Here is a 14,644-nt window from a genome sequence, read left to right on the forward strand (position 1 = left end):
CAGATGAAGTGGCTGTATGTATCGTTGGCCGTGATGTTGACAGGCTGTTCCCTGTTGCCAAAGGAAGAGGAAGCTTTGGCGCCGCCGCTGGTGGAGCCATCTCCGATTACGTACGAGGTTGCCGAAGTGACGCAAGGATCAATCGTGAAAAGCGTCAAAGGCAACAGTACGTTTACGACCGCGAATACGGTGGAGCTATCTTTTCCCGAGACAAAAGGACTGCGCCTGAAGTCGTTTGCTGCCCAAAGCGGGGAGCGGGTGAAAAAAGGGCAAGTGCTGGCTGAGCTGGATGCCGCCGATCTGGAGCGGGAGATCGAATCCGCCCGCTACGAGGTGGAAAAAGCCAAGCTGGAGCTGCTGGATGCCCAGCGCGACAATCATTACGAAGTGGAATCGGCCAAGCTGGATGCTCTGAAGGCGGAGATGAACGCCAAGGCGAGTGAGACGAAGCTGGCCAAGATCGAGTGGGACAAGGCTCTTTTGGAGCTGGCAAAATTGCAGGACCCGCAAGAACGCAAGTACGCCGTGGAGCGGGCGAAGCTGAATGTGAAGCAAAAGCAAATGGAGCTGGACAATCTGCAAAAACGCTGGACGCAGACCAAGCTGGTGGCGCCTTTTGACGGAATCGTCATCTTCGTCAGCAACGAGCAAGTAGGCGATGAGGTGGACGCGCACCAAACGCTCGTCACTGTAGGCGATCCGAGCAAGCTGTACGTCATTTACACCGCTCCGGAGCGAGAGGCTCTGAAAGATGTCAAGGAAGGCATGAACGTCATTATCTCTGTTAACGGCGGAGATAAAATAGAGGGAACAGTCGTACAGACACCGCTTCACGTCCCGGAAAATTTGCCGGAAGATTTGAGCAATTTGTATCAGCGAAGCTTGCTCATCTCCCCGAAAACGTTTGCGCAGGGACTGGAAATCGGAACGGGAGTCAGCATTGAGGTCATCGTGGACAAAGCGGAGCAGACACTGATTATCCCGCGAAAAGCGCTGCATGAAATAGCGGGCAGAAATTACGTGCGCGTCTTGGACGGCAAGAGCAAGAAGGAAGTGGACGTGGAGATCGGGATCATGAACCAGACGGAGGTCGAAATTCGCAAGGGTCTTGTGGCAGGCCAACTGATTATTTTGGAATAGGGGGACAATGTCGTGGCGATGGTGCAGATGATCCTGCGAAAAATGATAAATAACCGCTGGCTTGTCGGCAGTTTGCTGATCGGGCTGATCGTCGCTGTAGGATTGGTTTCCAGCATTCCTGCCTTCACGTCAGGGGTTCTCCAGCGTTTGCTCACAAAGGAGCTGGAGGAATACCAAAACAAGGTGAAGCACTTCCCTGGCGGCCTGCTCGTCTCCGTCAATTTGAACAAACCAGTGGAGAATAGCGCAGCCCTTTTCGACAATATGGCCGTCCATTTGCAAAACGAGGTGATTGCTCCGCTGGGTGTGCCTGTACTCGAACATGTCACCGTTTTGCGGACAGTCCCTTTTGACGCTGCGCCATCCCGGCTGCAAGGAACAAAGGCTGCCAGCCCCGATAGTACGCCGCTCTATTCCTTGAGTGAGCTGGAAAAGCATATGACTCTGGTCGATGGGCGAATGCCGGCTGCAACGCAAGTAGATGGCGTGCTGGAAGCGCTTGTGACGGAAAAAGCTTTGCGGGATAGAAAAATGGTCCTGGGAAGTTTGTATGAGCTGACGACAGATAAGGCAAAAGGACTCGCGGTACGAGTCAAGCCAGTTGGCGTATTCAAGGAAAAAGAGGGAAACGATCCGTATTGGTTTGTCACCGCGTCCGAATACGAAAAAGGCTTTATTTTGGACGAGCAACTATTGCGCAGCGTTTTTTTGCAGGAAAAGAATCTCGTTATATTTGCCCAGATGTACGTGGCCATGCAGTATCAGTCGTTTCGCATTCCCGATACGGAACAGTTGCTTTCTGTCGTAGCGGGGATGGAAGCGTATTTGAAGCAGCAAGGTTTGAAGGGGGCGGAGTACGGCATTCAGTTTCCAGCAGGCAGTATCGCGAAAAAATACGAGGAGCAGGCGAAGCAGTTCAAGCTGATTCTTTGGTCGCTCTACATCCCGATTTTTCTGATGCTCGGTCTGTATTTGGTCATGGTTTCCGGCTTGATTGTGGAGAGGCAGCGCACAGAGATTGCAGTGCTCGGGAGCCGTGGAGCGAGTCGGCTGCAAATCTTTTTTATCTATTTAATGGAGATAGGCATTCTCGGATTGTGCGCTTTTCTGCTCGGGCCTTTTGTCGGGGTTCAGCTCAGCAAAATATTGGGCATTTCCAACGGGTTTCTCGAATTTGTCGATCGCAAAGGGCTGGAGATCGCCGTAAACAGCGAGGTTTTTGCTTACGCGGCGTGGACGGTGCTTGCATGTATCGGGCTTTTGCTGTTGTCGGTGTTTTTCGCTACGAGACAAAATATAGTAACGCATAAGCAAAGTCTCGCGCGAATGAGTGGCTCGGCGGTCTGGCATCGGCTTTTCCTCGATGTACTGCTGCTTGCGATATCGTGGTATGGCTGGTATTCGCACCGACTCGCCGTGGAAAACGCCGCCAAAGTGACGGAAGGGGCTTCGGACATCTCCGTAGACTTCCTGCTCTTTTTTGTGCCTGTTCTGTTTTCGCTAGGCTTTGGCTTGCTCTGCCTCCGGCTGTACCCGTGGTTGCTGCGGTTGCTGTCGTGGGCGGGGCGCTCGGTCTTTCCGCTCTCGCTGCATACTACGCTGGTCCAGGTAGGCAGGTCGCCGCGCCAGTATCATTTTCTCATGCTCTTTGTGACGATTACCGTTGCAGTCGGGATGTACAGCGCAAGCACGGCGCGGACCATTAATCAAAATGCGGAAGAGCGAATCCGCTACGGAACAGGTGCCGACATCCGGCTGAAAACCGAGTGGGAGAGCGACAAGCCACCTGTCATGGTCTTTAGGCGGGGCAACAACGCAGAGGAAGGCGAGAGCGCGGAAAAAGAGCCTGTAGCGCCTCCTGTTCAGTATATCGAGCCGGATTTTCAAGTGTTCACCAGCTTGCCGGAAGTGGAGCATGCCGCGAAGGTATACGTAAATGGACTGGCCGAGGCCGCTTTTCAGGGAGATCCGGTGTCAGATATTACCTTGATGGGGATCGATCCAAAAGAGTTCGGGCAGACGGCCTGGATCAAGCCTGGTTTGCTGCCGCATCATTTTCATGAATATTTGAACTTGCTGGCAAAAGAACCGCAGGCGCTTTTGTTGTCCCGTTCGCTCGCCGACAAGCTGCACGTTGTGGAGGGGCAAACGATCCTGATGGGATGGGGCAATTCGCGCCGGGTTGAGATGGTTGTATATGCGATCGTCGACTACTGGCCGGGATGGAGTCCGGCGCCAGTCAAAAGCACGTATACAAGCAAAATGCAGGAACAGTACCTGGCTGTGGCCAACTTGCCTTTTGTCCAGGACAAGATTCGGCTGGAGCCTTATGAGGTCTGGATCAAAATGAAGGCTGGGGCATCCTCCGAGTCGCTCTACAAAAGTTTGGCCCAAGGCGGGGTCAAGCTCGCCATGCTGGACAATGCCAGGCAGCAGCTGATCACGGTGAAAAACAACGCCTTTTACCTCGGACTGAACGGCTCGCTGACGCTCGGATTTTTGCTGTCGATGCTCGTTACTTTTATCGGGTACGTGATGTATTGGGTACTGACACTGGGAGCAAGGAAATTGCAATACGGCGTGTTCCGCGCGATGGGCATGCCGTTCAGGCAGCTTTTGTCCATCCTGGCCTGGGAGCAGCTGTTGACGTTCGGCTTTGCTTTTGCGATCGGAATGGCGGCAGGCAAGCTGTCCAACATCCTGTTTTTGCCGGCACTGCGTCTCTACTTGCATGCGGACAAGCAAGTGCCGCCCTTTACCGTCGTCTCGATGCCGCAAGATGAGCAAGTGATCTATACGTTTATTGCGGTGACGCTTGCGATCGGAATCGGCATTGTAGGGTTTTTGCTGTCGCGCATGCAGATTCACCAGGCCGTCAAGCTGGGGGAGGACTAAGCAGATGATTGTGTGCGAAAACTTGGTTAAAATCTACAAGGCTAACGATCTGGAAGTAGTGGCGCTGCAAGGATTGGATCTGCGTGTGGAGAACGGGGAATTGATGGGAATTATCGGAAATAGCGGGAGCGGAAAGTCAACGCTTCTGAACATGCTGGGGGGACTGGATCGTCCCTCGGCCGGAAAGCTGTCGGTCGCGGGAGCGGATTTGTTTCGGTTGACGCCGAGGGAATTGGTGCAATATCGTTTGCAGACGGTCGGCTTTGTCTGGCAAAACAACGCGCGCAACCTGATCCCGTATCTCTCGGCTTTGCAAAATGTAGAGATGCCGATGCTGCTTCGCGGCATGCGAAAACGCGAGCGGGCGCACGAACTGCTGGAACTGGTCGGGCTGGGCCATCGCAAAAAGAACAAGCTGAGCGAGCTGTCCGGTGGCGAGCAGCAGCGAGTGGCGATCGCCATTGCTTTGGCAAACAACCCAAAGCTGCTGTTGGCTGACGAGCCGACGGGAAGCGTAGACACCCGCACAGCGGCGATTATTCTCGATTTGTTTCAGGAGCTGAACCGTTCGTTCGGTCTTACCGTCGTGATCGTGACGCATGACCTGGAGCTTGCGCGCAAGGTGGATCGCGTCGTAGCGATCCGGGACGGAAAGACGTCCAGCGAGTTGTTGCGGCGAAAAGGAACAGAAGAGGACAGCGGCGGTTCAGCAGGAGAAGAGGCGGATTCCCATGAAGAATGGGCAGTGCTTGACCAGGCTGGACGGCTGCAAATCCCGATGGAGTACCTCCAGGCGATCCAGGCAGACGGCAAGCTGCGGATCGAGTTGCAGGATGATCGAATCGTTCTCTTCCCGCCGCGGCGGTAGATTTTGGTTTGGGGGCAGGGATTTGTTAGAAAACAGACACGTATATGTGACGTGTCTGTTTTTGCTATGAAAAGCTACTGGCTGTTTTTCCAATACGTTCTAAACGGAAATGGCTTATTTTTTATTCGCGAACAAATTAGTTTGTCGATGAGAATTACGCAAATGACAAGCGAACAACTCATTGACAGCATCATCATATAGTCTGCTCAGGAAGTACAAACAGTCCCTACAGGAAACGGTAGAGGCCGCAAGTGTATACAGGAACTGAAACCAAGTTATTGAAGCAATCGTCAACCAACTTCTCCCCCCCAACCCTGCACAATACCCTTCCAAGGATGAAGAGATCATGCAGGCGTCAAAAGAGGGAATATTTATAAATATATTACAAATATAGTTATAAATTCCTATTTTACAACCAAATTTCGACATACTATAATTGCATCGTAACCCAAATATTACTATATGAGGTAATTACATGAGAAAAAGCATGGCTAGTGTAGTTACAGCATTGAGTCTACTAAGTCTTCTTTTTAGTCCCGCAGGTTCTTATGCGAAAGACACTACGGAGAAAAAGTCAGACGCAATTGCAAAAATTGAAGAAAGGATTGCAAGTGGCGAGTTAAAAAAGGCATCTTCTATCGTCTTTGAGATCACAAGCGATAGTTCTTCTAACGAAGTGTTAAGTATCGAAGAGATAGAAACAAAACAGTCGGAAGTTTTAGAAGAGGTCGAGCAGGAATTGAAAAGCAACCTGGGAGAACTATCTGAAAAGCGGCAACTCGAATGGACAAACGCTATAAAGGCGGGAAAAAATCCTTACAAAGTAGTAGGTGAAGTGAAATCCTCACATAAAATCAATGCGGCTGCAAAAATAAATAAAGTGCGCGTTGAAAGTGGTTATCTCATGGACAGTAGGAACGCAGAATTAATCATATACGCCGAAATCGAGGATATTGACGGTACATCTCCTGCATTGGTGAGTGGAACAGCTACACTTCAATATGCAGACAAACGAAATGCGAAATACAAAGACGAAGATGACTTGAAATTCACCTTCAAAGCAGGGAGAGATTTGTATGAAGGAAGTAGGAAGTTTAGTGACCCTATTTCTGTTCAATATACACACTTTTGGCGAAATATTTGCTCGACAGTTGCTACATGGTCAGATGGAACCTCAATGCCTGACTATGACGTTGGAACTGCCTACCTTCTCAATAAAAAAGCTATCGAGTATCCTGTATATGAGGATGATAACAGTGGTATCGTAATGTTTGAGCCTGAACGAGCAGACCTTCCTTGGGTGCCTAATAATCAACGTGAGCCAAGGGACAATAACATGAGATCCAAATATGTTAAATGGTATGAAAATAGACATGGAAGTCCTGACTTTAATTGGAACGATGTTGACATCCACCACATCATTCCACTATCCTATGGAGGAGACAATAGTTATAATAATCTGATTCCTCTACCTGAGGACTTTCATGATGATGAAGTAACCCCATGGTGGAGAAATTACGGTAAGTATGTACCACAAGGCGATGATTATTAATCTGAGGTGATGTGGGCTTGAATGATAGTCTGGTTGCGTCTATACTAAAAGCTTTAAAGGATAGACTTGACGAAAACAACTCTATGGCAGTCCAATTGGATAAAGGGGGCGTTTATCGTGCTGTGTTCACGTTCAATCCCCCAGCTACGGAGCAAGAGGTCGTTCAGTTTGAGAACGAGATGAACGTGCGTCTACCTGCCGACTTCAGAAGCTTTTTACTGTTGCATAACGGCGCTCAACTATTTCAAGACGAAAAGACAGGTGGCGGTTATAAACTGCTTAGCCTCGAACGAATAAAAGATCGTTACCATAAATTTAAGGACATGCCTAAAAATTTGCTGCCAGTGTCAAGAAACAACGGAGACTACTTCTTCATAGATGCAGACCGAGTAAGGCGAGGTTCACGTAACTATTTAGTCCGCTTCGACCATGAAGATGACCCCTGCGACGTGAACCTTAATTTTGAAACATGGCTTGACAGATTGATTATTTCCCAAGGTGCTGCTTTTTGGGAATGGGAGTGACAAATTAAAGAGTGTAGAGATATTCTCTCTACACTCTTTTTTCTTAATACTTAACTATCACAAGGATGATTCGTATGGAGAAAGTAAGAGCGGTTGAAGCAATCATGGCACACTTCGGTTGCGAAGAAGGTGACATACACCTAAACGATGACAGCACCTTCGAACTGAACGACAGCTTACAGGAGTACAAACTCATCGAGCTGCCGATAGAAGACCAAAAAGAGTACCAGTACGCGGTTCACAAAATCTAGGACATTCCAACCTACCACTCTGGGTCTATAAATGTAACAATATACGGAGTTGGGTCTGCACTTGGTAATACACCTACACATAACACCATTAAGTAGAGAGCGAGCATTACTTTTTTCAACCAAGACAACCTCCTTTCTACTATTTATCAATATCATCACATATTTGCACAATTTTTTCCATAATATCCAGAGGTAATTTTTCTTCGCAGTCCTTATAAGATTTTAGAATTTTACCTATAATTTGCAAAACTCCTTGGCTCTGACCTATTTTTTTGTAGTAAGTCGCGCTTTTTAGATAGTTACTAGCTCCATCTTCCAGACTTTCAACCGAGATCAGAAACTCCCCCTTTAGATAGTGATATTTTGCCATCTTCTCTATCCTTCTAGGATTATTAACACTGTCTGAAGGCAAGTAGCGATTTTCCGATTCGATTAACTCTCTTATAGAGTCTCCTCTACCTGCTATTAAGTAAACCTCAATGAGATCAACCAGTATAGTAATTCGCCGTTCACGATCTAGCGACTCCAATAATTCTTTATAGGTCTCTATAGCCGAATCATAGTTTCCACTTTTAGTGAGGATGATTGCCTTTGCGTGATTTTTCTTATAGTCGGAATATTGGCTCTTTGTGTATTCCTCAAGGTAAAGGTCAGCCAAAATGTAATCCCCAATATTGAGGTATGATGCGACTATTGAAGATAAGGCTTCCGCTCTCAACTGGTTATCAAAGCCATCTTTATCTAGTGCTTTTTTACATAGGTAGATACACTTGTCATATTCCCTAAGTGCATATGCGTGGATGCCAATACGGTAGAAAAAAGTAATATATTCGACTGTACTAAGGTGTTCGCTGTAATGTATAAGCTCGCTACCTCGGTGGTAGGTTTCACGCAAACGTGTAAAATCATCACGTTCTGCTAGATAGCGTTCAAACAATGCTTTGGCAAGGTAAAATGGTATTCCCCTGATTCGCGTATAAGAAATAATCGTGTCGAATAGCACCATCTTTATCCTGCTATTATCAAGATTTCTTGTGAACTGTAGCAGGTAGTCAAGTGATAGAAAAGTATCTGTCCTTGGTGAGTCTAAAAACTTATAAGCAACTGTGCTCACCAGACTTTCGTAGTTTTTCTTGACCACATCTTCGAGGATGAATCTTAAAGTATCCCCACTCTTAACCGTTTCTATGAAGCAGCCAATGAGTGAGCTGTAAGGAAAACCAGGTACCTGGGCAATTTTCTTCACTGTCCCGTAGCTGGGTCTCTGCGTTACGCCCTCTTCAATCATAGTTAGAACGCTTTTGTTCACCCCCGACAACTCCGACAATTCTTCCAGTGTTAAGCCGTTCTTCTTTCGTAGTTCATATACTAAGTCACCCAAGTTAGTCCGCATGATACCCCTCCTCGAAAACCTGCAAGCCTTTCGTTTTTACAAATTTTATCATTTGAACATTTTTTTGTAAACTATTGTAAGTTCCTATCGAAAATCCGCCACACTCCCCTATTCCCTGAGCCATCCCCTCCTGTATCAGCTATCTCTTTCGGAATCAAAGAAGATTCTCCACCTCTCCCACTCCACACTAAAGTTCTGCAAAAATTTCCCGTAGGTGTCACGTTGCCCCCCGCCGCGCACGGCAAACCCCGCGAAATCCAAGGCACTGGAACGTAACAGTAACCGCCCCTCCGGAAGAACCTGTCCAGACCGATACAGAAGAAGAGATTGCTGATGGCACGTCATCAGAAAAAACACCCGAAGCAGAGCCTGCTAATCTTGAAGAAGAAGCCTCGGTAAAAGGAGAGTTTGCACTAGCAGCAGCTTACGATGGATCCATCACCTTATCAAAGGGTGAGTCTTATAAATTCACGAACATCCATACGAATGCCACGTACATAAAATCTAACGCAACGAGTACAAATACGTACGATTACGCCATCTACCTGCCAGACGGATCCGGTTACGATTATGATACGGATTCAAAGTCTACTTCCAGGTCCGTTCGTGCCGGTGGGCACATGGTCGTTACAGTTACCTCGTCAAACCCCGTTACTTTCACTTTTACTACCAGTCAAGTCATCTCTGAAGCGAGCACTACTCCGGCATTAGTAAAAAAAGAAGCGTCGTCAGGAGAGAGTTTCTCGTTTGTAAATACCGGGGAGGTTAACAATTCCATCAAGGTGGAAGGTGTAACAAAAGAGTTTAGTTATCAAACGTATAAAGAAGATGGTACTTTATCAACCGAAGCCTATGATTATGCTTCCAGTACCGTAACGATACCCGCAGGCGGGAAAATCATCGCTACAGTGACAGCCGACGATCCCGTTACGTTTGCTGGATATTATGACTTTAACGACGAAGAACCTGTAAGCGATGCATTACTTTTCGTAACTTTGGAAGCAGGGGAATCCTATCTTTTTGAAAATCTTGATGATACGGCTACCCACGTCATTAAAACAAACGCTTCAAACTCGTCCAGTGCCAAGAAGACATACGATTCAGCCATATATAAAGCAGATGGTAGCGCTCATGCCCAGGATGCCGATGCAACGGTTACTTCCAAAACGATCCCTGCTGGCGGGAAAATGGTCGTTACTGCCACGTCAGCTATTCCCGTTACCTTTAAGGCTTTCACAAGCTACTTTAGTGGGAAAAGAAACGATCATCCGGCATTAATCAAAAAAACACTCAAAAAAGAGGAAACCATTCAACTATTCAATACGGCAACGGAAAGCACGACGGTTTTGGTAAACGGCTCCAGCAGCAGACGCTACAGTTACCAGTTGTTAAAAAGTGATGGATCTACTTATCAACAGTCCTATGACTCTGGAAATACCTCTCTCTCCATCCCTGCTGGTGGCAAGCTGATCGCAACCACAATCAGTGATACGCCTGTTACCTTTACCGGTTATTATGATATTTTGCAAGACCTTACTTCGGCGGATTCGATCATTACGAAAACGTTGGACAATGGTCAATCTTATATTTTCGTAAATACGTCAGGTTCTAACCAAAGCATAGATACAGATGGGACTTTAAATTCGTCCGGTAAAAGAACTTTTAACTATGCCATCTATAGCGGCAGCGGGGACCCGTTATACCAGGATATTGATTCAGGCGTATCTTCCAAAGTTGTCCCTGCAGGTGGAACGATTGTCGTTACCGCAACATCAGAGTTGCCTGTAACCTTCCGGGCATTCAAATCTTATTTTATCGGGCAAGATACATCGAGACCTGCTCTATTTACACAGAGGCTCAGCAAAGGAAGCAGTATCTCGGTAACGAACATCGGCAAGGCGAATGCAGACTTGCTCACCATTAGCAGCGGAGGCAAGTTTAGTTACCAGTTGATGGAAAACGGAACGGTTACCTCTGCTCATCATAATGCCGCTGTTTCCTATCGAAACATCCCTGCGAATGCAACTATTCTTGCTACAGTCACATCAGAGGAGCCCGTTACGTTTAGCGGATACGAACAAATATTTCGGCCGGAATTGCAGAGTGCCTCCTCTATCATTCAAAAGACTTTGGAGAACACTCAATCGTATGAGTTTGTGAATCAAACCGATCAGCAACAAAGTGTAGATATCCGTACCAATGGAGCAAAGTCGTTTGATTTTGTGACCTTGAATCAGGATGGGTCTATCCGTTCACAAGATATGGATGCAACCATTTCTACCATGCAAGTTCCGCCGCGTGGCAAATTGATCATTACGAATCATTCCAATGATCCGCTCATGCTAGAAGCCTTCACCTCGGATTTTGTTGGCTTGGAAAGAACACAGCCTGCAATTATTAGAGAAACCGTTGTTCAAGGTCAGAACCTTACATTTAAAAACAAATCTTTGCTGGAGAGCCAACTACTGAGATACGATGCGATCAATGTGGTGGAGAGATACGACTACGAAATCTACGATAGCGCGGGTTCACTGGTTTCCAGCGAGTTAAACTCAGCGCTTACTTCGCTTCAAGTTCCGGCAGGTGGAGCGATTAAAGTAACCGTAACATCAGCAGCTCCGATCACTTTTTTTGGTTCCTACGATCATATTCAAATCGCAAATGACAGCGGCAATGAACCGCAGTTTGAGAACTTGAGTGTCGATGCATTTACGGATGTAAATAAAAATAATCGCACAGCGGCTTTCTTTAAAGTGACGCCGGACCATTCTGGTAAGCACCGGATCTTTTCGTCTCCGTATTTAAATAATGGACTTGAACAAGATACAAGACTGTATATTTATTCGGATGTAAATTTGCAGAATGAAGTGACAAGCAACGACGATCACGATGGTCCTTTTGGCACCAAATTTTCAAAAGTCGAATGGGACGCAACAGCGAATACAACATACTACGTTAAACTTGAAACAACAGCATCTGCCTTGCAGTCTCGACTTACATTTGAAGAAGACTTGGACAGCACGAGAGAAACAGCCATTCCGGCTGAATGGGATGAAATTTATACGGACAAATTGTCTTCTCCCTATGACGTTGACTACTTTGTGCTCACGGCTGAAGAAATGGCTTACATGAACCTTTATGTGACAAATAACATGCTCATCTTGGAGGACTCACAAGGAACAGAGCTTAAAACCTTCCACGCGAATGAGGAAGACACGTTGTTTGTTACAGAAGTGGCTGGGACCTATTATGCAAAAGTAGTTTGGAATAAAAGCCAGATGCAAGCCCAATTAAAGTCTGGCATTTCGCTATTGTCCACCGAAATCGGTGGAAACTATCAGGCAGGCTTTCATGGTCCAAAACGAATTTCCAGTAATTTCGCAGTGGATACAACACCAGGTTTTGAAAAATCAGTAACTGTACAATGGAGATTTTCAAATCCGCATCCAAGCGTAACGATTCAGGTAATCAAGCAGGGAAGACCTGTCTATGAAGAGACGAGAACAAACCAACCAGCAGGATACCATACGTTTAGTTGGAATGGCATCTACACAAAAGGGAATCCCGGACAACGGGCTGAAAGTGGCGTCTACTTTGTTAAAGTCGTAGCTTCCGATGCACAACAATATCAAATTCTTGTGCCAATAAGCGTTGTGAATACGAACCCGAATGAAGAGCTTGATATCCAATATTTAATCTCTCGCTACAATAGCACCATTCCAAGCGCAACGATCCGTCAAGCACAAGAGAACCTACAGGCGATGCTGTTCTACGATGGCCCGATCACGGGTGCGTACAATGAAGACTTCTTGATGTCTGTCATTGCTTTTGAAGTGATTCTGAACAGAAGCGTGCATGTTTCTCTCAACGTAAACGTTGGCGGTGGAGAAGTGCTAGAAGAGAAAGGGGAGTTAACGAATCAGTTAGTTTATTACATCCATTCAAGCAAAGCGACTGGGCGTGATAAATACGGAAAGTTTGCCGAGTTTCTCTTTAACGGAGATATAGTAATTTATGAAACTGGTGCAGTCATGGTTCCTGCGTTTCGTTTGGCTAAGAGTGGTGGAAAGCTAGTCAAGAAAGCGGGTAAGACCATTGATGATTTATTTGAATGCAACTGCTTTACAGCAGGCACAAAGATTTTAACAGACGCAGGGGAGAAAAATATCGAAGACATTGAAGTCGGAGATAAGGTTCTTTCCAAGAACGAAGAAACTGGTGAGCAGGCTTACAAGGTAGTTACGCATCTGTATCGAAATGATAAGGAGATCATCTATGAACTCACTGTAGGCGACCAAGTCATTGAGACAACCGATAACCATCCGTTTTGGGCAATAGGCAAAGGCTGGGTACTGGCGGCAGACTTGAAGGTGGGGGATAAGTTACAGCAGAGTAACGGAAATACCTTGACGATTGACAACATCAAGATTGTTAAGCATGATGAGCCAGTTGAGGTATATAATTTTACTGTTGCTGACTTCCATACCTACTTTGTAAGTGACTTGGGCATTTGGGTTCATAATATTGGATGGTGTGATATAGCTAAAAGTGTTTACAACATTATGACTACCTATGTAACAAAAATTAAAAAGCTATATCCCGATGCAAAAGTTGGTTATCGAGGGTCTCTTGCAACTGGCACCAAATATTCCACTGGGGGCCCTTTTGACCCGAATGATTTTGACGTAGATGCTTTCATCGTAAGTGATAAATTGGCTTCTCAGTTTGGCCCTAACGTTGTTTTCAGGGATGCGAGAAGGTTTAAGGAATTAGGTGCTATATGTGATGACTTGGAGAAGGTATTTAAAAAATCCTTTGATGGATATCGCACGGAACCTGGAAAACCATTTACATTTAGGGTTTGGACAGAGGCAGAGTTCGAACAAAAGGTTAAACCGTATGGATACAATTTATTTAAATAGGGAGGACATGAATGGATAAATTACCTTATCTCGTGGGCGATGTTACAATAAAATCGAACTTGGAAATAGAGGAAGTAGGAAACGTTATTTCTAAGGAAATATTAGGGGGATTAAAATTTGGAGGGAAGGAGAAGAGAATTTATGATGAGGTACCAGCATTATTCATCTCATCTCCATTATTAGGTCTGAGCGTGGTATTACAAGGGTATAAAGGATTTGGTGAAACAGAAGGTTATGTATTATCAATTTTGCCAAATGACAATATATGTGATGTTGAACGAGAGGAGTTTAAACTTGATTATTATTTAACCATGCTGCTTAAAAGTGTACTTAAAAATCATGACGAAATTGAAGTGTTGGATGTAGACATAAATAGATGTTAAAGAATAAGCAATGAACAAATAATTACAAGAGGGTGGTAGCTGAATAGTTGCCACCTTCTCTATCTCTCCTTCACACCCAGTGCCAAATGAATCGGGCGGCACACTCCGAAAGAACTTAACCCTCATCACCTCCGCATGATATTCCTCTAATATGCTTGTACGTACTTAAACGCTTGAATTTTATAACCTATATAACACTTTAGGTTACACCTAGCAGGTTGATTATGGTCAGATACTACCATGATTGACCTGTTTTATGATATTTGCCCAGTATGCTTTTGGGAAGATGATGGAAGGAAGTACAGATCCAAGTTACTAGAGTTCTCCAACCACATGACACTTGCTCAAGCCCCTGTTTAGTGGACATTGAAAAAAGCACTGGGCAGCAAGCTGATGTCGATACTCAGCTGGCGTCAGCTTCTGAGTCCCTCCTGATGGTCCAAACCGACTTTAGAACAAGCACAAGTATTATCAAATGTCTTCACAAGAGTTCCGAATAAATGGAAAACAAAATAATTCCAGGAGAAAATCCATGAAACTCAAATCCATCCTTATCGACACAAATTTTTGTAACAATACGAACGGCGAACCTGCCATATCACCCGTTGTTGTTGAAACTTTTGCTTTGAAAGCCGGCGAAAAAGTAATCGTGTATCAGGATGAAGACGAATGGCAAGGGATCGTCAGGTTTGACTGTGAATGCTAATCTAATTCTT

At 45.9% G+C, this 14,644-nt stretch carries 11 protein-coding genes; 10 read left to right on the plus strand and 1 reads right to left on the minus strand.

All coding sequences use genetic code 11. From position 1 onward, the window contains the following. Positions 1-3: 3 nt before the first annotated feature. The 6 genes from DEP07_RS05675 (at position 4) to DEP07_RS05700 (ending at position 7,230) form a co-directional block, all read left to right on the plus strand. Entirely contained in the window at positions 4-1,140 is a 1,137-nt protein-coding gene (locus tag DEP07_RS05675; protein WP_229049842.1) for an efflux RND transporter periplasmic adaptor subunit, read from the plus strand. Between the two features lie 18 nt (positions 1,141-1,158). After that, complete coding sequence (locus tag DEP07_RS05680) at positions 1,159-4,035, plus strand: ABC transporter permease (RefSeq protein WP_280648232.1); 2,877 nt, start codon at positions 1,159-1,161, stop codon at positions 4,033-4,035. 4 nt (positions 4,036-4,039) lie between these two features. Continuing rightward, a complete protein-coding gene (locus tag DEP07_RS05685) occupies positions 4,040-4,903 on the plus strand; it encodes an ABC transporter ATP-binding protein (protein WP_242772384.1) in 864 nt (287 codons plus the stop codon). Between the two features lie 475 nt (positions 4,904-5,378). After that, entirely contained in the window at positions 5,379-6,455 is a 1,077-nt protein-coding gene (locus DEP07_RS05690) for an HNH endonuclease signature motif containing protein (RefSeq protein WP_287102245.1), read from the plus strand. A 17-nt stretch (positions 6,456-6,472) separates the two neighbouring features. After that, positions 6,473-6,979 (plus strand): SMI1/KNR4 family protein, encoded by a 507-nt coding sequence (locus tag DEP07_RS05695; RefSeq protein ID WP_287102246.1) that lies wholly within the window; start codon positions 6,473-6,475, stop codon positions 6,977-6,979. Positions 6,980-7,053: 74 nt separating this feature from the next. After that, positions 7,054-7,230, plus strand: a complete 177-nt coding sequence (locus DEP07_RS05700) for a hypothetical protein (RefSeq protein ID WP_287102247.1) — start codon at positions 7,054-7,056, stop codon at positions 7,228-7,230. Positions 7,231-7,369: 139 nt separating this feature from the next. On the opposite strand, the gene DEP07_RS05705 is transcribed toward DEP07_RS05700, so the two are convergent. Then, on the minus strand, positions 7,370-8,623 hold the full coding sequence (locus tag DEP07_RS05705) for a helix-turn-helix domain-containing protein (protein ID WP_287102248.1): 1,254 nt from the start codon (positions 8,621-8,623) through the stop codon (positions 7,370-7,372). A 620-nt stretch (positions 8,624-9,243) separates the two neighbouring features. On the opposite strand from DEP07_RS05705, the gene DEP07_RS27735 reads away from it, so the two are divergent. From DEP07_RS27735 to DEP07_RS05725, 4 genes are all read left to right on the plus strand, one after another. After that, positions 9,244-13,545, plus strand: coding sequence for a polymorphic toxin-type HINT domain-containing protein (locus DEP07_RS27735; protein ID WP_353772869.1), 4,302 nt, complete (start codon positions 9,244-9,246; stop codon positions 13,543-13,545). An 11-nt stretch (positions 13,546-13,556) separates the two neighbouring features. Next, a complete protein-coding gene (locus tag DEP07_RS05720; RefSeq protein ID WP_122962861.1) occupies positions 13,557-13,928 on the plus strand; it encodes a hypothetical protein in 372 nt (123 codons plus the stop codon). A gap of 240 nt (positions 13,929-14,168) precedes the next feature. After that, positions 14,169-14,288, plus strand: a complete 120-nt coding sequence (locus DEP07_RS27740) for a CPCC family cysteine-rich protein (RefSeq protein WP_353772870.1) — start codon at positions 14,169-14,171, stop codon at positions 14,286-14,288. Positions 14,289-14,460: 172 nt separating this feature from the next. Continuing rightward, positions 14,461-14,634, plus strand: a complete 174-nt coding sequence (locus DEP07_RS05725; RefSeq protein ID WP_287102249.1) for a hypothetical protein — start codon at positions 14,461-14,463, stop codon at positions 14,632-14,634. Positions 14,635-14,644: the final 10 nt, after the last annotated feature.

The sequence above is a fragment of the Brevibacillus sp. genome (assembly GCF_003521185.1).
In the GTDB taxonomy this organism is placed as follows: domain Bacteria; phylum Bacillota; class Bacilli; order Brevibacillales; family Brevibacillaceae; genus Brevibacillus; species Brevibacillus parabrevis.

Coding starts and splice junctions, on each gene's coding strand:
- DEP07_RS05675 (WP_229049842.1), top strand. CDS start 4: ATGAAGTGGCTGTATGTATCGTTGGCCGTGATGTTGACAGGCTGTTCC.
- DEP07_RS05680 (WP_280648232.1), top strand. CDS start 1,159: ATGGTGCAGATGATCCTGCGAAAAATGATAAATAACCGCTGGCTTGTC.
- DEP07_RS05685 (WP_242772384.1), top strand. CDS start 4,040: ATGATTGTGTGCGAAAACTTGGTTAAAATCTACAAGGCTAACGATCTG.
- DEP07_RS05690 (WP_287102245.1), top strand. CDS start 5,379: ATGAGAAAAAGCATGGCTAGTGTAGTTACAGCATTGAGTCTACTAAGT.
- DEP07_RS05700 (WP_287102247.1), top strand. CDS start 7,054: ATGGAGAAAGTAAGAGCGGTTGAAGCAATCATGGCACACTTCGGTTGC.
- DEP07_RS05705 (WP_287102248.1), bottom strand. CDS start 8,623: ATGCGGACTAACTTGGGTGACTTAGTATATGAACTACGAAAGAAGAAC.
- DEP07_RS27735 (WP_353772869.1), top strand. CDS start 9,244: ATGGTCGTTACAGTTACCTCGTCAAACCCCGTTACTTTCACTTTTACT.
- DEP07_RS05720 (WP_122962861.1), top strand. CDS start 13,557: ATGGATAAATTACCTTATCTCGTGGGCGATGTTACAATAAAATCGAAC.
- DEP07_RS27740 (WP_353772870.1), top strand. CDS start 14,169: ATGATTGACCTGTTTTATGATATTTGCCCAGTATGCTTTTGGGAAGAT.
- DEP07_RS05725 (WP_287102249.1), top strand. CDS start 14,461: ATGAAACTCAAATCCATCCTTATCGACACAAATTTTTGTAACAATACG.